At 70.8% G+C, this 20,300-nt stretch carries 16 protein-coding genes; 9 read left to right on the plus strand and 7 right to left on the minus strand.

All coding sequences use genetic code 11. The annotated features are described in order from the left end of the window. Nucleotides 1-58: 58 nt before the first annotated feature. From AB0G32_RS17285 to eccCa, 5 genes are all read right to left on the minus strand, one after another. Nucleotides 59-1,993 (minus strand): ATP-binding protein, encoded by a 1,935-nt coding sequence (locus AB0G32_RS17285; RefSeq protein ID WP_361163402.1) that lies wholly within the window; start codon nucleotides 1,991-1,993, stop codon nucleotides 59-61. Nucleotides 1,994-2,036: 43 nt separating this feature from the next. Beyond that, entirely contained in the window at nucleotides 2,037-2,366 is a 330-nt protein-coding gene (locus AB0G32_RS17290) for a hypothetical protein (protein ID WP_361163404.1), read from the minus strand. Nucleotides 2,367-2,671: 305 nt separating this feature from the next. Next, nucleotides 2,672-2,989, minus strand: a complete 318-nt coding sequence (locus AB0G32_RS17295; RefSeq protein WP_361163406.1) for a DUF397 domain-containing protein — start codon at nucleotides 2,987-2,989, stop codon at nucleotides 2,672-2,674. A 97-nt stretch (nucleotides 2,990-3,086) separates the two neighbouring features. After that, complete coding sequence (locus AB0G32_RS17300; protein ID WP_361163408.1) at nucleotides 3,087-3,494, minus strand: hypothetical protein; 408 nt, start codon at nucleotides 3,492-3,494, stop codon at nucleotides 3,087-3,089. Nucleotides 3,495-3,606: 112 nt separating this feature from the next. Beyond that, nucleotides 3,607-7,551: a type VII secretion protein EccCa gene (eccCa, locus tag AB0G32_RS17305; protein WP_361163410.1), complete on the minus strand. Its 3,945-nt coding sequence runs from the start codon at nucleotides 7,549-7,551 to the stop codon at nucleotides 3,607-3,609. Nucleotides 7,552-7,817: 266 nt separating this feature from the next. On the opposite strand from eccCa, the gene eccD reads away from it, so the two are divergent. The 6 genes from eccD (at nucleotide 7,818) to AB0G32_RS17335 (ending at nucleotide 14,933) form a co-directional block, all read left to right on the plus strand. Beyond that, nucleotides 7,818-9,275: a type VII secretion integral membrane protein EccD gene (eccD, locus tag AB0G32_RS17310; RefSeq protein WP_361163412.1), complete on the plus strand. Its 1,458-nt coding sequence runs from the start codon at nucleotides 7,818-7,820 to the stop codon at nucleotides 9,273-9,275. Between the two features lie 176 nt (nucleotides 9,276-9,451). After that, on the plus strand, nucleotides 9,452-9,739 hold the full coding sequence (rpsO, locus tag AB0G32_RS17315) for a 30S ribosomal protein S15 (RefSeq protein ID WP_361163414.1): 288 nt from the start codon (nucleotides 9,452-9,454) through the stop codon (nucleotides 9,737-9,739). 280 nt (nucleotides 9,740-10,019) lie between these two features. Beyond that, nucleotides 10,020-12,239, plus strand: a complete 2,220-nt coding sequence (locus tag AB0G32_RS17320) for a polyribonucleotide nucleotidyltransferase (protein WP_361163445.1) — start codon at nucleotides 10,020-10,022, stop codon at nucleotides 12,237-12,239. Further along, nucleotides 12,236-13,615 carry a pitrilysin family protein gene (locus AB0G32_RS17325; RefSeq protein WP_361163416.1) on the plus strand — a complete coding sequence of 460 codons (1,380 nt, stop codon included), beginning with the start codon at nucleotides 12,236-12,238 and terminating at the stop codon, nucleotides 13,613-13,615. Before AB0G32_RS17320 ends, AB0G32_RS17325 begins: the two co-directional genes overlap by 4 nt. A 29-nt stretch (nucleotides 13,616-13,644) precedes the next feature. Continuing rightward, nucleotides 13,645-14,397, plus strand: a complete 753-nt coding sequence (gene dapB, locus AB0G32_RS17330; RefSeq protein WP_361163418.1) for a 4-hydroxy-tetrahydrodipicolinate reductase — start codon at nucleotides 13,645-13,647, stop codon at nucleotides 14,395-14,397. A gap of 71 nt (nucleotides 14,398-14,468) precedes the next feature. Further along, nucleotides 14,469-14,933, plus strand: coding sequence for a hypothetical protein (locus tag AB0G32_RS17335; RefSeq protein ID WP_361163420.1), 465 nt, complete (start codon nucleotides 14,469-14,471; stop codon nucleotides 14,931-14,933). Between the two features lie 88 nt (nucleotides 14,934-15,021). Here AB0G32_RS17335 and AB0G32_RS17340 read toward each other — a convergent pair whose 3' ends face one another. Next, nucleotides 15,022-15,579: a hypothetical protein gene (locus tag AB0G32_RS17340; RefSeq protein WP_361163422.1), complete on the minus strand. Its 558-nt coding sequence runs from the start codon at nucleotides 15,577-15,579 to the stop codon at nucleotides 15,022-15,024. Between the two features lie 111 nt (nucleotides 15,580-15,690). Next, on the minus strand, nucleotides 15,691-15,930 hold the full coding sequence (locus tag AB0G32_RS17345) for a hypothetical protein (RefSeq protein ID WP_361163424.1): 240 nt from the start codon (nucleotides 15,928-15,930) through the stop codon (nucleotides 15,691-15,693). 175 nt (nucleotides 15,931-16,105) lie between these two features. Between AB0G32_RS17345 and thyX the strand changes: the two genes are divergently transcribed. The 3 genes from thyX to AB0G32_RS17360 all read left to right on the plus strand — a co-directional run bounded on the left by thyX (nucleotide 16,106) and on the right by AB0G32_RS17360 (nucleotide 19,817). Then, nucleotides 16,106-16,846: an FAD-dependent thymidylate synthase gene (gene thyX, locus AB0G32_RS17350; protein ID WP_361163426.1), complete on the plus strand. Its 741-nt coding sequence runs from the start codon at nucleotides 16,106-16,108 to the stop codon at nucleotides 16,844-16,846. Nucleotides 16,847-17,058: 212 nt separating this feature from the next. Then, nucleotides 17,059-17,958 (plus strand): 4-hydroxy-tetrahydrodipicolinate synthase, encoded by a 900-nt coding sequence (gene dapA, locus AB0G32_RS17355; RefSeq protein ID WP_361163428.1) that lies wholly within the window; start codon nucleotides 17,059-17,061, stop codon nucleotides 17,956-17,958. Nucleotides 17,959-18,131: 173 nt separating this feature from the next. Then, nucleotides 18,132-19,817, plus strand: coding sequence for a ribonuclease J (locus AB0G32_RS17360; RefSeq protein WP_361163430.1), 1,686 nt, complete (start codon nucleotides 18,132-18,134; stop codon nucleotides 19,815-19,817). The last annotated feature ends 483 nt before the right edge of the window (nucleotides 19,818-20,300 follow it).

The following is a 20,300-nucleotide window of genomic DNA, read 5'->3' on the forward strand; positions in this document are numbered from 1 at the left end:
CCTTCGGGGGTGTCCGGTCGAGGGGAGTCGAGGGGAGGGGAGAAACGGGACGTTAGGTTCAAGGGCCCGAGGCTAGCGCCGGTCGGTTCCCGAGGACGCGCAGGGCCTTCACCCCGCGCTCGGTGGCGACGAGGAGGACACCGTCGGGCGACAGGTCGGCGGCGGTGAAGGGCGTGTCGGAGATCAGCGCGGCCACCACCTCCCCGCTCGCCCGGTCCCAGACGCGCAGGTAGTCGGCGCCACGGCTCAGCCCCAGCGGAGCCTTCGCCCGCTCCTGCTCGGACGGCCGCCGCACCAGCCCCAGTTCGTACTCGGCCCCCGCCCCACCCAGGTCGTCCGGTAGTACGAGTCCCCACACCAGGGCGCCGGACCCGTCGACCGGATACGCCCCGGGCGTACCCGCCGGGACGACGACCACGGCCACGGGAACGGCCGGACCGTCCTCGGCGCCCGGCAGGCTGCCGACGGTCACGGCACTGGCACCGGGCACGGGCCGGCTCCACAACGTCCGCCAGGGCAGGTCGAGGCCGAGCCGGTGCACCGCCTCGGCGTACTCGGGCAGACCGTCCTCCACGAACGCGGTCTCCAGCAGGGCGGCGCGCAGCGGTGCGGGCGCCTCGGTGCGGGTCAGCAGCGGAGCCGTCCGCAGATAGGTACGGGCGGGCGCGCCGAGCGATTCGGCGGGTACGGCCTCGACGGCGGCCCGCAGCGACACCGGATCGGCGTGCACGAACAGCCCCGGGTCGGTGAGGAGTTGGGGCAGCAGACCGGCTTCGAGGGTGTGGCCGGCGAGATGGTCGCGGACATAGCGGTCGGCCTTGCTCCAGTCCTGGTCCGGTACCGCCTCCAGCAGTGCCAGCGCGATCCTGGTCTGGGCGGCGCGGACGTCCGGCAGACCGGCGCGGATCTCGGCGCCGACGGCCGGGTGCAGCAGTCGCAGCAGCGTACGCCCGCCGTCGTCGCCCGGCCCCTCGTCCAGGGGCCGCAGAAACGGTCCGGCCAGCCGCATCCCGTCCGCGACGGCCCGGCTCATGTCCTGCTCCGCGACGGCGCTCACCAGGCGCGGCCAGAGCCGCACCGGCAGACCGTCGCCCCCGGCCAGGGCGAGCGGCGCGAGTATCGACCGCAGAGTCCCGGGGTCCGCGTCCAGCCGCCGGGCGTGCAGATCCAGGGCCTCGCCCACCGAGGACGGAAGCCAGGCGTCCGTACCGGGGTCGAAGCCCTCCGAAGCCAGCAACAGGCAGTTCACGGCCAGCTCGACCACGAGCGGACTGCCGCCGGCCCGGCCGGCGACGGCCGCGCCGAGCGCGAGGCGGACCGAGGCATCCGTGGTGAAGGGCAGCTCGGGTGCCCCCGTGTCCGGATTCAGCGCCGCCTGGGCGTGCAGCACCAGGCCGTCGGGGTCGGCCCACTCCGGCTCGTCGAGGTCGATGATCCGTACGGTCCCGGGCGGCAGGCTCGCGGCCAGCTCCGCGGCTTCGGCGCGGTCCGCCTCGGCGAGCAGCCGGACGTTGCCGGTGGCGGCCAGCGGGACGAGGACGTCCCGTACCAGCCGGGCGGGCGCACCGGCGCCGCGCACCGGGCCGGCCCGGTCGGTGTCCGGTACGACGACGGTCACCGGTTCGTCGAGGGCGGCCAGCTGGGCGTACACCTCCTCGGCGCTGCCGGCGTCCAGGCCGTAGTGGTCGGCGAGCAGCCACAGCGCCTGGGCCGCGGTCAGTCCGGCGACCGTGGGCACGGCCGGGGCGGGCAGCTCGGGCGGCACAGTCGTCGGGTCGAGGTCGTCGAGGGGCAGCCGCTTGCGGTACTCCGGGTCGCAGAGCATCAGGAACCCGGTGATCAGGCGCGACCGGCCGCTGCCCGGCCGCCCGGTCAGCACCAGGACGTTCGGGGTGCCCGGCCACTCCATCCGCCAGGCGGTCAGGGCACGCAGCACCGCGGCGCGCCCGCCGGTGTAGGGGTGGGGTGCGTAGCCGTCGCTCGCGCGGGACATGGGCTCCGGTCCTCGGGTAGGGATGTTGCTGATGTCGCTGCCGTCAGTCGCCGCGGGCGCGGAGCTGCCGGTACAGCGCGATCGCCTGTTCCGTCGGGTAGTTGGGAACGGTCATGGTCTCACCGGTCTCCTTGGAGACGACGACCTTGGCCCCGCCGGGCGGGGCCGGCGCCGCGGGCCGGCCGGGGCCGGGCTCGACGGGGCGGGGCGCGGGGTAAACGAGATACCCGAGGTCGAACTCGTGCACGCTCAGCTCGGCGGGCGAGCCGTCGGGCGCCTTCGGCTGGGCGAAACGGCTGCGGACGATCCGTACGGCCTCTTCCGGGCTGGCGGGCGGGCCCGCCGGGGGCGGTGCGGGGACGTCGGAGGTCATGAAGCGCTCCCGGGGATGTCAGGTGGGGAATTCATTGAGCCATGCGCCTCCGGGGAGGTGCCTGGGCATACGGGGAATCGACGGTGATCTTCAATCCGGCCGGCCTCGGCCGACTGCCCGGTGGTGCAGCCGCCCCGCCCGGCTCCCTCCGGACCACCAGCCGGGCCGGCACCGAGCACCGGACGTCCGAGCCAGCCAAAGCCAAAGCCGGCTCCCGGCGGACGAGCGGGCGAGCAGTCGCCCTGAGCCGGCTCCCTGCAGCCTCCGTACCGACCGCCCCCGCCGCCCGCCCCGGCCAAGGACCCCTACTCGCTCGCCGCCCCGCCATTGTGCGGCGCCGGCTCCAGATCGAACTCCCCGTCCCGCGCCCCGAGTACGAACGCCGTCCACTCCGCCTCGGTGTAGCGCAGCACCGTGTCCGGGTCGAGGGACGACCGCATCGCCACGGCACCCTCCGGCAGGTACGCGATCTCCACCCGCTCCTCGTGCTCCTCGGTACCCGGCGCGCTGTGCCACTCGACGCCGGAGATGTCGAGCGCGTACAGCTCGTCCCGCTCCCGCTCCTTGCGCGCCTTGACGTCCTCGGGCTGAGTCGCGGCCTGGTCCTGGTGTGCTTCGGTCATGTTTCTGGGCCTCTCCCCGCCGTGCGAATCAGGTGGGCGACCAGATTACTTGCGCACCCGGCGGACACGCTCCGGAACCGGTGCGTCACCCGCACGATCACCACAGATCCTGCCGCGGCCGCAACGTCGCGTGCACCGTCGCCGGCGGCTCCACCTGACCGTCGTACTCGGAGGTGAGCTCCTTCCAGGCCGCGTCCTCGTTGCCCTCGTTCTGCTCGTGCCGGACGCCCATCTCGGTGAAGGCCAGCCCCATCCCCGCGATCCGCTCGGCCAGGCTGCCCATCGACTCGTACATGCCGTCGCGCAGACCCTCGTAGACGACACCGAACTTCTCGCCGATGTCGTCGTCGCCCCACGGCGGCGTGGCGCCGTTGCCGCCCTCCAGCGCGGACAGGCCCTGTTGCAGGCTCTGCACCGCCTTGCCGAAGTCCTGGCCCACCGTGAACATGTTGAAGCCCTCGGTCTTGAGGACCGCGGGATCCGCCCGCATGCCGTCGCTCGCCACAACTGCCCCCGTAGCTCGACACCTTCGCCGTCGTCTTCACTGTAACGGGCGGGTACGACAACGGGGCGGCGCCCGCCAGGACGCCGCCCCGCCGCGACCGCGGGCGGGCCGGTCAGTAGTGCGCCGGCAGCCAGCCCGTCTGCACCAGCTGGCCGCTGCGCCGCCGCGTGTGGAAGGAGCCACGCCCCGGCGGCAGCTGGGTCGCCGTGATGTTGCCGAGCAGCGCCCCCTCCGACCGGTCGCCGGAGAGCACCAGACCCTGCGCGCCGAGCTCGCGCAGGCGCTGCATCACCGGCTCGTACAGCGACCGGCTGGCGCCGCCCGAGGCCCGCGCGATGATGACGCGCAGGCCGATGTCCCGGGCGAACGGCAGGTACTCCAGCAGCGGTGCCAGCGGGTTCATGCCGGTCGCCACCAGGTCGTAGTCGTCGATGATGACGAACGCGTCCGGGCTGTTGTACCAACTGCGGTTGCGCAGTTGCTCGGGCGTGATGTCCGGGCCCGGCATCCGGCGGCCCATCGATCCGGCCAGGCCCTCCAGCGTCTCCGTCAGGGAGGGCGCCGACGGGCAGTAGCGCGACAGGTGGGACTCGGGCACGCCCTGCATGTGGGCGCGCCGGTAGTCGCCCAGGACGATCTTCGCCTGGTCCGGTGTGTACCGCTCGGTGATCTGCTTGATCAGCAGCCGCAGCAGCGCCGACTTACCGGACTCGCTCTCGCCGAACACGATGAAGTGCGGGTCCGTCTCGAAGTCGATGAAGACCGGGGACAGGGTCGACTCGTCGATGCCGACGGCCACCCCGCGGTCCGGGTGCTCGAAGCCCTTGGGCAGCCGGTCCGCCGACAGCATCGTCGGCAGCAGCCGGACCACCGGGGCGTGCGCGCCCGGCCAGTTGTCGTTGACGCCCCGGACGAGGATCGCCGTGGCCTCCGCCAGGTCCTCGGTGGCCGAGGAGCCGTCGACCCTGGGCAGCGCGGTCATGAAGTGCAGCTTGTCCGGGGTCAGACCGCGGCCCGGCACGGTGGCCGGCACGTTCTGCGCGACCTTGCGGTCGATCTCCGACTCCGTGGGATCACCGAGCCGCAGCTCGATGCGGTTCTGCAGCATGTCCTTGAGCGCGGGCCGCACCTCGGTGTACCGGCTCGCGGTCAGGATCACGTGCACGCCGAAGCCGAGACCGCGGGTGGCGATGTCGGTGACGGTCGACTCCAGCAGCTCGTAGTCCGTCTTGAAGGTGGCCCAGCCGTCGATGACCAGGAAGACGTCGCCCCACGGCTGGTCGGGCAGCTGCCCGGCGGCCCGGCGCTGCCGGTAGGTCTGGACGGAGTCGATGTTGTGCGCCCGGAAGTACTCCTCGCGGGTGTCCAGGATGCCGGAGACCTCGCTGACCGTACGGCGTACCTTCTCGGCGTCGAGCCGGTTGGCGACCCCGCCGACGTGCGCCAGCTCCTCCATCGAGATCAGCGAGCCGCCACCGAAGTCCAGGCAGTAGAACTGCGCTTCGGACGGCGTGTGGGTCAGCGCGAACGACGAGATGAGCGTGCGCAGCAGCGTCGACTTGCCGGACTGCGGACCACCGACGAACAGGCCGTGGCCGGCGCCCGCCGAGAAGTCCCGGTACAGCACGTCGCGCCGCTGCTCGAACGGCTTGTCCACCATGCCGACCGGCACGTTGAGCCGGCCGAGCGCCGTGTACTCCGGTGCGGTCAGCCCGCGCTCCGGGGTGACCGCGAGCTGGGGGAGCAGCTGCTCCAGCGAGGGCGCCTCCTCCAGCGGCGGCAGCCACACCTGGTGGGCCGGCGGCCCCTGGTTGACCATCTTGCCCACGACGACGTCCAGGACGGTGTCGGCGAGCGCGTCGTCCACCCGGTTGTCCGCCTCCGGTTCCTCGACCACCGGCTGCGGCGGCAGCGCCACCTGCTCCGCCGTGAACAGCGCGGGCCGCAGCTGCGTGGAGCGGTGCACCCGGGAGGGGCCCTCGCCGTGGTACGCGCCCGACACGTACGCCGCCTTGAAGCGGACCATGGTGTCGGTGTCGTAGCGCAGATAGCCCGAACCCGGGATCGACGGCAGGTGGTAGGCGTCGGGCACACCGATCGCCGTACGCGACTCGGCGGCCGAGAAGGTGCGCAGACCGATCCGGTACGACAGATAGGTGTCCAGGCCGCGCAGCTTGCCCTCCTCCAGGCGCTGCGAGGCCAGCAGCAGGTGCACACCCAGGGAGCGGCCGATGCGGCCGATCTGGATGAACATGTCGATGAAGTCCGGCTTGGCGGTGAGCAGTTCGGAGAACTCGTCGAGCACGATCACCAGCGAGGCCATCGGCTCCAGGGCGGCGCCCGCGGCCCGGGCCTTCTCGTAGTCGTGCAGGTTGGCGTAGTTGCCGGCGGTGCGCAGCAGCTCCTGGCGGCGCTGCATCTCACCCGTGATCGCGTCCCGCATCCGGTCGACGAGGGTGAGGTCGTCGGCGAGGTTGGTGATCACGGCCGCGGTGTGCGGCATGTCCGCCATGCCGGCGAAGGTCGCGCCGCCCTTGAAGTCCGCCAGGATGAAGTTCAGCGTCTCCGATGAGTGGGTGACCGCCAGACCGAGCACCAGGGTGCGCAGCAGCTCCGACTTGCCGGAACCGGTCGCGCCGACGCACAGGCCGTGCGGGCCCATGCCCTCCTGCGAGGCCTCCTTCAGGTCGAGCATGACGGGCTCGCCGTTCTCCCCGACGCCGATCGGCACCCGCAGCCGCTCGTGCAGGGTGCGCGGCCGCCAGGTGCGCGTCACGTCGACCGCGCCCGCGTCACCGATTCCCATGAGGTCGGTGAAGTCCAGGTTGGACAGCAGCGGCTCGCCCTCCTCCGCGGAGCCCACCCGGAACGGGGCGAGCTGCCGGGCCAGCGACTCGGCCTGCGCCTGGTTCAGCACATCGGGCTTGCCGGTGTACGCGGACTCGTGGCCGACGAACAACTGCATGCGGTCCGGCTTCACATACGCGGTCAGCCCCGCGCGCAGCTCCTCCTCCAGCTCACCGGGGGCGAGTTCGAGGAAGGTGACGCCCTGGAGCCCCTCGGCACTGGCGAGTTCCGAGTCCGGCGGCACCGTGCCGCCGTCCAGTACCACGATCAGATGCGGCTGGTCGTACAGCGGGTTGGTGTCCCGGTTCCAGCGCGGCCGGTCGTCCAACTGGTCGGCCAGCGCCTCCTCCAGCTCCCCGAGGTCGTCGAAGAGCAGCCGGGCCGAGCCCGCGCCGTCCTTGGCCTTCGGGTGCTGGCCGTGCGGCAGCCACTTGAACCAGTCCCACTCCGCCGCGGTGGACGGATGCGCCACCACGGCGACCATCAGGTCCTCCGGGGAGTGCAGCGTGACCAGCTGGGCGAGCGTCGCCCGGGCGTTGCCGTAGACCGTGTCCCGCTCGCCGCTGATCGTCACGTGGTAGAAGGCCCGCAGCGAGACGGACAGCGGCAGGTCGGACAGGCTGCCATGGGCGTCGAGGAACGCCTTCATGGCCGCCGCGGTCAGCGGCTCCAGCTCGTCCTTCGGTGCCGTCACCGGAGCGACCAGCGGCGTGTTCAGCTGCTGGATGCCGCGCCCCATCCGTACCGAGGCGAAGTCCGCGTCGCTCGGCCGCCGCTCCCACAGCCGCTTGCCGTCGGCCGCCACCGCCCACAGGTGGTCCGGCTCGGGATGCTGGAAGAGCTGACTGCGGCGCTGGAGCTCCGCCGTCTTGTTGACGTCCTTGCGGACCTGCTCGAGATAACGGAAGTAGTCCCGCCGGTCCTGCGCCATCCCCGCTCCGCCGCCCTGCCGGGACTTGGCGAACTGCGCGATGGCCATGGCCAGCGTCGAGGCCAGCATCAGCCCGCCGACCACCCGCATGTACGAGGGCAGGTTGGGCATGAAGAAGAAACCGACGGAACCCAGCATGCCCATCATGGGCAGCAGGTTCATCAGCATGCTCTCGTCGCCCTCACGAGGGATCTCGGGGGGCGTCTCCAGATTGACCTCGCCGTCCGGTACGACCGGGGGCGGTATCCGCGGCGGCCGCTTGATGATGACGACGCTCACCGATGCACTCATCCTTCGTGGTTGATACGTCCTGCACCGACGCCCCCGTGTGCGCGACGTTTCCCGTTCGCTTAGGCGTCGTCCGCGTAGACGTCGATCCTACTGATGCGTTCGGTGCGCAAAAGAGCCAGGAGGATGGAGATGCCGAGGGGGGAAGGGGAGAATTGAGGGAGGCCGCCCCTTCCCCTTGCGGCGCAACGGATAGGGTGGCGCTCCGCGTCGTACGAGCGGCGGCAAGCAGTCGTGTCTAGCAGGGGGAACACCAGGTGAGCACGGGGACTTCGACAGGTTTCTGCCGAATCACCATCGCAGCGCCGGACAGTCGGATCGACGTCGCGCTGCCGGAGGACCTGCCGATCCAGGACCTGTTCCCGGAGATCATCAGGCTCTCCGGACTGGTCCAGTCGGACGCCAGCCCGGCCGGCTACCACCTGGTGACCCGCGAGGGCCAGGTCCTCGACGCCAGCCGCTCGCTGCTCGAGCACCGGGTCAGGGACGGCGAGGTGCTGCTGCTGCGCACCTTCGCCGACTCGCTGCCGCCGGCCGTCCACGACGACGTGGTGGACGCCATCGCCGCCGCCGTCAAGCAGGACGTCCGCAGCTGGAACGACAACCTGATGCGGGTGGCCGGCCTGGTCTCCGGCGCGCTGCTGCTGATCATGCTGGGCTTCGTCTTCTGGTTCGCCGACCCGGTCCGGCACGACATGCACGGCCTCCAGGGCATCCTCGCCGGCGTGGCCGCGCTCGCCCTGACCGCCCTGGCCGGCGTCCGGGCCCGGGTCTACGACGACCGCGCCTCCGCTGTCGCGCTCGGCGTCTCGGCACTGCCGCACGCGCTCATCGCGGGCTCCGGCATCATCGCCCAGGACGCCGGCGACGGCCCCGGCCGGATCCAGTTCCTGGTCGGCTGCGTCGCCGTACTGCTGTGCTCGGTCGTACTGATCATGCTGCTGCCGCAGGGCGACGCCCCGTTCGTGGCCGCGGCCCTGGCCGCCGCGATCGGCACGCTCGCCGTGTTCTGCGGCATCCTCACCGAGGCCGAGCCGCGGGAGATCGCGGCCGGCACCTCGGTCGTCGCGCTGGCGGTGGTCGGCTTCCTGCCCGGCTGGTCGGCCCGGTTCGCCCGGCTGCCGATCGGCTTCCGCAACCCCGAGGACCTGGCCCGGGCCCGCCGCGAGGGCCGCGAGGGCGACCTCGAGGCCGTCGACGTCCAGCGCATCGTCGCCCAGACCAGCCGGGGCCACGAGCTGCTGCTCGGCCTGGTCGGCGGCTGCGCCGCGGTCGTCGTCGGCGCCGGCGGCGCGGTCCTCGGCTTCAGCGACAACGGCTGGGCCCAGCTGCTCGCCCTGTGCACCGGCCTCGCCGCCATGCTGCGGGCCCGGCTGTTCCACTACACCGCGCAGGTCACCTGCCTCTTCGTGGCCGGCGTCGTCACGCTCGCGCTGCTGGTCCTCGGCCTCGCCGTCTCGCCGCCGACCGACATCGTCCTCGAACTGCTCCAGGGCAACTCCGGCCCGGTCGACGTACGCACCCTGTGGCTCGGCGCCTCGGTCGCGGCCGGCGTGCTGCTCCTGATCGCCATCGCCCTGATCGTGCCGAAGAAGGGCCTGTCCCCGTTCTGGGGCCGCATGCTGGACCTCGCGGACTCGCTGGTGCTGCTGTCCCTGGTCCCGATCTGCCTGGCCGTCCTCGATGTCTACGGCAAGGTCCGCGGCGGCGTCTGAGGCCCGCGAGCGGACTGGTACTCTGGCTGACGGCCGTTTGTGTACGCACCCCCGGACCCGTCCCAGGCTCCCGGAGGCCGCGCCCAGCGGATCCCCGCCTTCCGAGTTCACGGAAGTTCCCCCGAGAAGCAGACCGGGGGCGCTCGAAGGCTCACGAAGACCTTGAAGGAGCACGCGTGTCTCTCGACGCCGCAGTGAAGAAGCAGATCATCGGCGAGTTCGGTACCAAGGAGGGCGACACCGGCTCCCCCGAGGTCCAGGTGGCCCTGCTGTCCCGTCGGATCTCCGACCTGACCGAGCACCTGAAGACCCACAAGCACGACCACCACTCCCGTCGTGGTCTGCTGATCCTGGTCGGTCAGCGTCGCCGCCTGCTGCAGTACCTCGCCAAGAAGGACATCCAGCGCTTCCGCGCGCTGGTCGACCGCCTCGGCATCCGCCGCGGTGCGGCGGGCGCCAAGTAAGACGCCGTGAAGGGAGCGGTTCCCATCCTTGAGGGGGCCGCTCCCTTTGCTGTACGTGCGCGCTGTCACCGACGCTTTGTAGTGTGGTAGCAGCACGACGAACGAGGAGGGGCGTCACCGCGCCGCCGCCGGTCCTCGGTAGTGGCCCTCGGAAAAAGGAACGCCGGGGGCTTCGATCGAAGACCGGCCCGCACCGACGCTTCTCCACCACGTCCCCCCGCCACACGGGCTGGGCGGGACGAAAGACGACACGCAACTGAACGCAATGGAGAAGACCATAGTGGAGAACGAGACCCACTACGCCGAGGCCGTCATCGACAACGGCCCCTTCGGCACCCGCACCATCCGCTTCGAGACGGGCCGCCTGGCCAAGCAGGCCGCCGGCTCCGCCGTCGCGTACCTGGACGACGACACCATGGTGCTGTCGGCCACCACCGCCTCGAAGAACCCCAAGGACCAGCTCGACTTCTTCCCCCTCACGGTGGACGTCGAGGAGCGGATGTACGCCGCCGGCAAGATCCCCGGCAGCTTCTTCCGCCGTGAGGGCCGTCCCTCCGAGGACGCCATCCTCACCTGCCGGCTGATCGACCGCCCGCTGCGCCCGTCCTTCAAGAAGGGCCTGCGCAACGAGATCCAGGTCGTCTGCACGGTCATGGCCCTCAACCCCGACCACCTGTACGACGTCGTCGCGATCAACGCCGCGTCCGCGTCCACCCAGCTGGCCGGCCTGCCCTTCTCCGGCCCGATCGGCGGCGTCCGCGTCGCGCTGATCCGCGGCCAGTGGGTGGCGTTCCCGACCCACACCGAGCTCGAGGACGCCGTCTTCGACATGGTCGTCGCGGGCCGCACCCTGGAGGACGGCGACGTCGCGATCATGATGGTCGAGGCCGAGGCCACCGAGCAGACCATCAAGCTGGTCGAGGGCGGCGCCGAGGCGCCCACCGAGGAGGTCGTGGCCGCCGGTCTGGAGGCCGCGAAGCCCTTCATCAAGGTGCTCTGCCGCGCCCAGGCCGACCTGGCCGCCAAGGCCGCCAAGCCGACCGGCGAGTTCCCGATCTTCCTGGACCACCAGGACGACGTGCTCGAGGCGCTCACCGCCGCCGTCCGCGCCGAGCTGGCCCAGGCGCTCACCATCGCCGGCAAGCAGGAGCGCGAGGCCGAGCTGGACCGCGTCAAGGCGCTCGCCGCCGAGAAGCTGCTGCCGCAGTTCGAGGGCCGCGAGAAGGAGATCTCCGCGGCGTACCGCGCGCTGACCAAGACCCTGGTCCGCGAGCGCGTCATCAAGGAGAAGAAGCGCATCGACGGCCGCGGCGTCACGGACATCCGTACGCTCGCCGCCGAGGTCGAGGCCATCCCGCGGGTGCACGGCTCCGCGGTGTTCGAGCGCGGCGAGACCCAGATCCTGGGCGTCACCACGCTGAACATGCTCCGCATGGAGCAGCAGCTGGACACCCTCTCCCCGGTGACCCGCAAGCGCTACATGCACAACTACAACTTCCCGCCGTACTCCACCGGCGAGACCGGCCGGGTCGGCTCCCCCAAGCGCCGCGAGATCGGCCACGGCGCCCTCGCCGAGCGCGCCCTGGTGCCGGTGCTGCCGGCCCGCGAGGAGTTCCCCTACGCGATCCGCCAGGTCTCCGAGGCGCTCAGCTCGAACGGCTCGACGTCCATGGGCTCGGTCTGCGCCTCCACCATGTCGCTGCTGAACGCCGGTGTGCCGCTGAAGGCCCCCGTCGCCGGCATCGCCATGGGCCTGATCTCCCAGGAGATCGAGGGCGAGACGCACTACGTCACCCTCACCGACATCCTCGGTGCGGAGGACGCCTTCGGCGACATGGACTTCAAGGTCGCCGGCACCAAGCAGTTCGTCACCGCCCTCCAGCTCGACACCAAGCTGGACGGCATCCCGGCCTCCGTCCTGGGCGCCGCCCTCAAGCAGGCCCGGGACGCCCGTCTGCACATCCTCGACGTGATGATGGAAGCCATCGACACGCCGGACGAGATGTCCCCGAACGCCCCGCGGATCATCACCGTCAAGATCCCGGTGGACAAGATCGGTGAGGTCATCGGCCCCAAGGGCAAGATGATCAACCAGATCCAGGAGGACACCGGCGCCGAGATCACCATCGAGGACGACGGCACCATCTACATCGGTGCCGCCGACGGCCCCTCCGCCGAGGCCGCCCGTACGACGATCAACAGCATCGCCAACCCGACGATGCCCGAGGTCGGCGAGCGCTACCTGGGCACGGTCGTGAAGACGACGACGTTCGGCGCCTTCGTCTCCCTGCTGCCCGGCAAGGACGGTCTGCTGCACATCTCGCAGATCCGCAAGCTGGCCGGCGGCAAGCGCGTGGAGAACGTCGAGGACGTCCTCGGCGTGGGCGCCAAGGTCCAGGTCGAGATCGCGGAGATCGACTCCCGCGGCAAGCTCTCCCTGATCCCGGTGATCGAGGGCGAGGAAGCCCCCGAGGACAAGAAGGACGACGCCGACCAGTGACGTCCCGTAGCTCGAAGGCGACGGCCCGCACCTCCTCGGAGGCGCGGGCCGTCGCCCGTACCCAAACCCTGATCAAGGGCGAGAACGGCATCGGCACCGTGCGCCGGACCACCCTCCCCGGCGGCCTGCGCATCGTCACCGAAACGCTGCCCTCCGTCCGCTCCGCGACCTTCGGCATCTGGGCGCACGTCGGCTCCCGCGACGAGACCCCGTCCCTGAACGGCGCCACCCACTACCTGGAGCACCTGCTCTTCAAGGGCACCGACCGCAGATCCGCCCTGGACATCTCCGCCGCGCTCGACGCGGTCGGCGGCGAGATGAACGCGTTCACGGCCAAGGAGTACACGTGCTACTACGCGCGCGTGCTCGACAGCGACCTGCCGCTGGCCATCGACGTGGTCTGCGACATGCTCACCGGCTCACTCATCCGCGAAGAGGACGTGGACGTCGAGCGCGGCGCCATCCTCGAAGAGATCGCGATGACCGAGGACGACCCGGGCGACTGCGTGCACGACCTGTTCGCGCACACCATGTTCGGCGACAACGCGCTCGGCCGCCCGGTCCTCGGCACCGTCGACACGGTCAACGCCCTCACCGCCGACCGCATCCGGCGCTTCTACAAGAAGCACTACGACCCCACCCACCTGGTAGTCGCCTGCGCCGGCAACGTCGACCACAACAAGGTGGTGCGCCAGGTCCGCGCCGCCTTCGAGAAGGCCGGCGCCCTCAAGGACCCGGCCGCCGCGCCGATCGCCCCGCGCGAGGGCCGCCGCGTCCTGCGCACCGCCGGGCGCGTCGAGCTGATCGGCCGCAAGACCGAGCAGGCGCACGTCGTCCTCGGCATGCCGGGCCTGGCCCGCACCGACGAGCGCCGCTGGGCGCTCGGCGTGCTGAACACCGCGCTCGGCGGCGGCATGTCCTCCCGCCTCTTCCAGGAGGTCCGGGAGAAGCGCGGCCTGGCCTACAGCGTGTACTCGTACACCTCGGGCTTCGCCGACTGCGGCCTGTTCGGCGTCTACGCGGGCTGCCGGCCCTCCCAGGTGCACGACGTGCTGAAGATCTGCCGGGACGAACTCGACCAGGTCGCCGAGCACGGCCTGCCCGACGAGGAGATCGACCGCGCCATCGGCCAGCTCCGCGGCTCCACGGTGCTCGGCCTGGAGGACACCGGCGCGCTGATGAACCGGATCGGCAAGAGCGAACTGTGCTGGGGCGAGCAGCTGTCGGTCGACGACATGCTGGCCCGGATAGCCTCGGTCACCCCGGACGACGTCCGCGAGGTCGCCCGCGACATCCTGGGACGGCGGCCCTCGCTGTCGGTCATCGGCCCGCTGAAGGACAAGCAGGCGTCCCGGCTGCACGACGCCGTCGCCTGACCCCATCCGTCGGTAAGGAAGCAACGAACATGAGCAAGCTGCGCGTGGCCGTCCTCGGTGCCAAGGGCCGGATCGGCGCCGAGGCGGTCCGGGCCGTCGAGGCCGCCGAGGACATGGAGCTGGTGGCCGCCCTCGGCCGCGGCGACTCCCTGGAGACGCTGGCCGAAAACGGCGCCCAGGTCGCCGTCGAGCTGACCACCCCCGCCTCGGTCATGGACAACCTCGACTACTGCGTCGGCCACGGCATCCACGCCGTCGTCGGCACCACGGGCTGGACCGACGACCGCCTCGCGCAGCTCAACGCCTGGCTGGAGCGGTCCCCGGGGACGGGCGTGCTCATCGCGCCCAACTTCTCCATCGGCGCCGTCCTGACCATGAAGTTCGCGCAGCTCGCCGCCCCGTACTTCGAGTCCGTCGAGGTCGTCGAGCTGCACCACCCGAACAAGGTGGACGCCCCCAGCGGCACCGCCACCCGCACCGCACAGCTCATTGCCGAGGCCCGGCGGAAGGCAGGCACCCCCGCGGCGCCCGACGCCACCGCCACCGCCCTCGACGGCGCCCGCGGCGCGGACGTGGACGGCGTCCCGGTGCACGCGGTCCGGCTGCGCGGGCTCCTCGCCCACCAGGAGGTCCTGCTGGGCGGCGAGGGCGAGACCCTCACCGTCCGGCACGACTCCCTGCACCACAGCAGTTTCATGCCGGGCATCCTGCTCGGCGCCCGCCGCGTGGTGACCACCCCGGGCCTCACCTTCGGCCTGGAACACTTCCTGGACCTGAACTGAGACCGGACCCGACACCAGAACCGAGTCCGGACCCCACACCAGAACCGAGACCAGAACCGAGCCCCTGACTCATGCGCGCCAAGATCACCTACGCCGTCACGGCCCTCGTCCTGGTCTTCTACTTCGTCCTGGCCGGCAGCCGCGGCGTGCTGCTCATCGAGGCCGGCACCCCCGTCACCGTCGCCCTGGGCGTCGCCGTGCTGATCCTGCCGGTGATCGGGGTGTGGTTCCTGTGGAAGAACACCCAGTTCGTCCGCAAGGCCAACCGGCTCGCCGCCGAACTCGACGCCGAGGGCGCCCTGCCCGTGGACGAGCTGCGGCGCACCCCGAGCGGCCGGATCGACCGCGACTCGGCCGACGAGGTCTTCGCCCGCCGCAAGGCCGAGACCGAGGACGCCCCCGACGACTGGCGCAGCTGGTTCCGCCTCGCCGTCGCCTACCAGGACGCCCGGGACACCCCGCGCGCCCGCAAGGCGATGCAGCACGCGATCAGCCTGCACGAGGGCGCGTCCCGGCCGCACACCGAGACGGCCTGACCCGCCCCCGACATACCGGTGGCCCGGCCCCCGTACCCACGGGAACCGGGCCACCGGCACGTCATACGCCGCTCAGCCGAGGCGGTGTTCAGCCGATCCGGTACTCGGCCCCCCACGCCTCCACGGCGTCGGCGGCCCGGTCGAACCCGTCCGACCGGGCGAGGAAGTCCGCGTTGTGCGAGGTCAGCAGCGGCGGCAGGGCCTCACCGGCACCCCGCCCGCGGCGCTGGAGAACCAGCGCCTGCCCCTGCACCGTCCGCGGCAGCCCGAGCCAGCGCACCGGCTGCTGCACGGTCCGCACCTCGACGACCTGCTCCCACGGCACCGTCCGGCTGACCAGGAAACCGACCTGGCGCACGCCCCGCGCGCTGACCCACACGCCCATGCGCAGCAGCCGCAGCGCGCACCCGATGACGATCAGGGCGACCGCGAAGACGGCACCCGCCGAGGCGGCGGTCCCGGTCGCGGCGATGGCCACGGCCGCGAACAGCACGAACGACGCCAGCAGCAGCATCAGCGCGGACGCGCCGACCCGCCAGGGGCCGGGGCGGTAGGGCCGCCGCCACCGGTCCCGGTCGTCGTACGGCAGCGCGACGTCGTCGGCCGTGTCGAAGGCGCGGTCGGCCGTCAGGAAGGTCAGGGGCACGGCTGGTCCTCACTCGCTCCATGCGTGGGCTGTGCCCGGTGAGGTTATCGACCTGTGTCCCCGGTCACCACCATCGGGGCCGGGATGGAGCCATCGCCGGCCCGGGACGGCTCAGCGCCGGTCGGACGCCTGTGACTGCTGGGTCCCCTGCGTGGAGTGGTCGAGGGACAGCGCGGGCATCCCGATCACCAGGGCACCCACCAGTCCCGCCACTATGGTCAGCCCCAGCAGCCAGCGCCCGGCCAGCTGGCCGAACGACGCGCGCTCACGGGGCGGGGGTTCGACATTGCTGCGGAACCTGTCGGCCTCGGCGACGAAGGCGAACGGGACGGGTTCACGCCGGCCAATCATGTGGACGTCTCCCTTCAAGAGCTCTTTCACATGTACAGACGAACGGACACTGCCGAAGGTGCCCTGTTTCACCGACTTCATAGCGGCACGGCAGTGAACGCCCTGTTTAACGCCCTCTTAGCGGCGCCGTAGAGTGGCGTGCGCAATCCGACGAGACGGGAAGGCCCTGCACACCGTGACCGACACGCCCGAAGACGACTTCAAGATCGAGCTGCGCAGCGACATCACCGTCGAGCTGGTGAAACACACCGCCGCCGACGCCGACGTCCTGTTCGCCGCCCGGGTCTCGACGGTCGGGGAGCAGTCCCTGGACGAGCTGAACAAGGACCCGGAGCGCTCCAAGGGCCTGATCAACTACCTGATGCGGGACCGGCACGGCAGCCCCTTCGAGCACAACTCGATGACCTTCTTCATCAGCGCCCCGATCTTCGTCTTCCGCGAGTTCATGCGGCACCGCGTCGGCTGGTCCTACAACGAGGAGAGCGGCCGCTACCGCGAGCTCCAGCCCGTCTTCTACGTCCCCGACGCCTCCCGCAAGCTGGTCCAGGAGGGCCGCCCGGGCAAGTACCGCTTCGTCGAGGGCACCGCGGCCCAGCAGGAACTGGTCGGCCGCGCGATGACGGACTCCTACCGCCAGTCCTACGAGACGTACCGCGAGATGCTCGCCGCCGGCGTCGCCCGCGAGGTCGCCCGCGCGGTGCTCCCCGTCGGCCTGTACTCCTCCATGTACGCCACCTGCAACGCCCGCTCGCTGATGCACTTCCTCGGCCTGCGCACCCAGCACGAACTGGCCAAGGTCCCGTCCTTCCCGCAGCGGGAGATCGAGATGGTCGGCGAGAAGATGGAGGCCGAGTGGACCCGGCTGATGCCGCTGACCCACGCGGCCTTCAACACCAACGGCCGGGTGGCCCCGTAACGCACCGCGCGCCGCGCAGGCGGGCACGCATGTGCGATCAGCCGCACGAGGTGTCCGTATTGCGGCATTTCATGAAGTTCACTTAGCCTGAACAAACGGACCCGGCACTGCTTGAACCCCCGAGCAGGCAGTGCCGGGCTCCGCCTCCGTCCCCAGGGTGCCGCCTCCCCCGAGGGAAGACCCCGCTCCGAGCAACGAGTAGCGTGTAACCCATGGCTCCGACCTCCACTCCGCAGATCCCCTTCGGGCGGGTCCTCACCGCCATGGTCACGCCCTTCACGGCGGACGGCGCACTCGACCTCGACGGCGCGCAGCGGCTCGCCGCCCACCTGGTGGACGCAGGCAACGACGGCCTGGTCATCAACGGCACCACGGGCGAGTCCCCCACCACCAGCGATGCGGAGAAGGCGGACCTGGTACGGGCCGTCGTGGCGGCGGTCGGCGACCGCGCCCACGTCGTCGCCGGGGTCGGCACCAACGACACCCGGCACAGCGTCGAGCTGACCCGCGCCGCCGAGAAGGCCGGCGCCACCGGGCTGCTCGTCGTCACGCCGTACTACAACAAGCCCCCGCAGGAGGGGCTCTACCAGCACTTCAAGGCGGTCGCCGACGCCGCCGAGCTGCCGGTCATGCTCTACGACATCCCCGGCCGCAGCGGCGTCCCGATCAACACGGAGACCATCGTCCGGCTCGCCGAGCACCCGAGGATCGTCGCCAACAAGGACGCCAAGGGCGACCTCGGCCGCGCCGGCTGGACCATCGCGCAGTCCGGTCTGGCCTGGTACTCCGGCGACGACATGCTGAACCTGCCGCTGCTCTCGGTGGGCGCGGTCGGCTTCGTCTCGGTCGTCGGCCACGTCGTCACCCCCGAGCTGCGCTCCCTGGTCGACGCCTACGTCGCGGGCGACGTGCAGAAGGCGCTGGAGATCCACCAGAAGCTGCTCCCCGTCTTCACCGGCATGTTCCGCACCCAGGGCGTCATGACCTCCAAGGCCGCGCTCGCCCTCCAGGGCCTGCCCGCCGGACCGCTGCGCGCGCCCATGGTCGAGCTGACGCCCGAAGAGACCGAGCAGCTCAAGATCGATCTTGCCGCCGGCGGGGTACAGCTCTGACAACAGACTTCGCAAGACCAGCAGCACCGCGGCACCGATGCACCGCTCCACTGGACCCGACAACTGAATAAGCAGGCCACCGGTGCCTGCGCCCCACACACATCACATCTGCACGAACGACACGCGCGCCACGTGCCCCACCGGCACGTGGCGCGCGTGGTGAGGAGAGTCTTTTGAGTCATCCGCATCCCGAACTGGGCACACCGCCGCCGCTCGCCAAGGGCGGCCTGCGCGTCACACCACTGGGCGGTCTCGGCGAGATCGGCCGCAACATGACGGTCTTCGAGTACGGCGGCCGTCTGCTGATCGTCGACTGCGGAGTGCTCTTCCCCGAGCAGGAGCAGCCCGGAATCGACCTGATCCTGCCGGACTTCTCGTCGATCCGGAACCGTCTCGACGACATCGAGGGCATCGTCCTCACCCACGGCCACGAGGACCACATCGGCGGCGTTCCCTATCTCCTCCGCGAGAAGCCGGACATCCCGCTGATCGGCTCCAAGCTGACCCTGGCCCTCATCGAGGCCAAGCTCCAGGAGCACCGCATCCGCCCCTACACCTTGCAGGTGGCGGAGGGACACCGGGAGCGCATCGGCCCCTTCGACTGCGAGTTCGTCGCCGTCAACCACTCCATCCCGGACGCGCTGGCCGTCGCCATCCGCACCCCCGCGGGCATGGCGGTGCACACCGGCGACTTCAAGATGGACCAGCTCCCGCTGGACGGCCGGCTCACCGACCTGCACGCGTTCGCGCGGCTGAGCGAGGAGGGCATCGACCTCCTCCTCTCCGACTCCACGAACGCCGAGGTCCCGGGCTTCGTCCCGCCCGAGCGGGACATCTCGAACGTGCTGCGGACGGTCTTCGCGAACGCCCGCAAGCGGATCATCGTGGCCAGCTTCGCCAGCCACGTCCACCGCATCCAGCAGATCCTGGACGCGGCCCACGAGTACGGCCGCCGGGTCGCCTTCGTCGGCCGCTCGATGGTCCGCAACATGGGCATCGCCCGCGACCTCGGCTACCTGAAGGTCCCGCCGGGCCTGGTGGTGGACGTCAAGACCCTCGACGACCTCCCCGACCACGAGGTGGTCCTGGTCTGCACGGGCTCCCAGGGCGAGCCGATGGCCGCGCTCTCCCGGATGGCCAACCGCGACCACCAGATCCGCATCGTCCAGGGCGACACGGTCATCCTGGCCTCGTCCCTGATCCCCGGGAACGAGAACGCGGTCTACCGCGTGATCAACGGCCTGACCCGCTGGGGCGCCAACGTCGTCCACAAGGGCAACGCCAAGGTCCACGTCTCGGGCCACGCCTCGGCCGGCGAACTGCTGTACTTCTACAACATCTGCCGCCCGAAGAACCTGATGCCGGTCCACGGCGAATGGCGCCACCTGCGCGCCAACGCCGAACTGGGCGCCCTGACCGGCGTCCCGCACGACCACATCGTCATCGCCGAGGACGGCGTCGCCGTCGACCTGATCGAGGGCAAGGCGAAGATCTCCGGCAAGGTCCAGGCGGGCTACGTCTACGTCGACGGACTCTCCGTCGGTGACGTGGGCGAGCCGGCCCTCAAGGACCGCCGGATCCTCGGTGACGAGGGCATCATCTCGGTCTTCGTGGTGATGGACTCGTCCACCGGCAAGATCACCGGTGGGCCGCACGTCCAGGCCCGCGGCTCGGGCATCGAGGACTCGGCCTTCGCCGTGGTCCTGCCCAAGGTCGTCGAGGCCCTGGAGCGCTCGGCCCAGGACGGCGTCGTCGAGGCGCACCAGCTCCAGCAGCTGATCCGCCGCACCCTGGGCAAGTGGGTCTCGGACACCTACCGGCGCCGCCCGATGATCCTGCCCGTGGTGGTGGAGGTCTGACGGTCCGTCGGACCTCCGGCAGCGTCAACCTGGAGCGGGGCGCCTCGATTTGCATCGAGGCGCCCCGCTCCAGTACGTTTACAACTCCGCTCAGGCGGGCACCCGACCAACTCACGGTCCGGAGCCCCGGGAGCGGGAATTCCGACTCAGAACTTCTGATAAAGTCGGAACCGCCGGAAAGGGAAACGCGGAAGCGGAAACCTGGAAAGCACCGAGGAAATCGGATCGGAAAGATCTGATAGAGTCGGAAACGCAAGACCGAAGGGAAGCGCCCGGAGGAAAGCCTGAGAGAGTCTCTCGGGTGAGTACAAAGGAAGCGTCCGTTCCTTGAGAACTCAACAGCGTGCCAAAAGTCAACGCCAGATATGTTGATACCCCGTCTCCAGCTTCTGCTGGGGATGAGGTTCCTTTGAAGAAAAATACAGCGAGGACGCTGTGAACGGTCGGATTATTCCTCCGACTGTTCCGCTCCCGTGAGCTGTT

The sequence above is a fragment of the Streptomyces sp. NPDC023723 genome (assembly GCF_040639815.1).
GTDB lineage: Bacteria > Actinomycetota > Actinomycetes > Streptomycetales > Streptomycetaceae > Streptomyces.

Bases quoted from the DNA above. Each gene is read 5' to 3' on its own strand.
- AB0G32_RS17290 (WP_361163404.1), bottom strand. From the start codon at position 2,366: ATGACCTCCGACGTCCCCGCACCGCCCCCGGCGGGCCCGCCCGCCAGC.
- AB0G32_RS17295 (WP_361163406.1), bottom strand. From the start codon at position 2,989: ATGACCGAAGCACACCAGGACCAGGCCGCGACTCAGCCCGAGGACGTC.
- dapA (WP_361163428.1), top strand. From the start codon at position 17,059: ATGGCTCCGACCTCCACTCCGCAGATCCCCTTCGGGCGGGTCCTCACC.
- AB0G32_RS17345 (WP_361163424.1), bottom strand. From the start codon at position 15,930: ATGATTGGCCGGCGTGAACCCGTCCCGTTCGCCTTCGTCGCCGAGGCC.
- AB0G32_RS17285 (WP_361163402.1), bottom strand. From the start codon at position 1,993: ATGTCCCGCGCGAGCGACGGCTACGCACCCCACCCCTACACCGGCGGG.
- AB0G32_RS17335 (WP_361163420.1), top strand. From the start codon at position 14,469: ATGCGCGCCAAGATCACCTACGCCGTCACGGCCCTCGTCCTGGTCTTC.
- dapB (WP_361163418.1), top strand. From the start codon at position 13,645: ATGAGCAAGCTGCGCGTGGCCGTCCTCGGTGCCAAGGGCCGGATCGGC.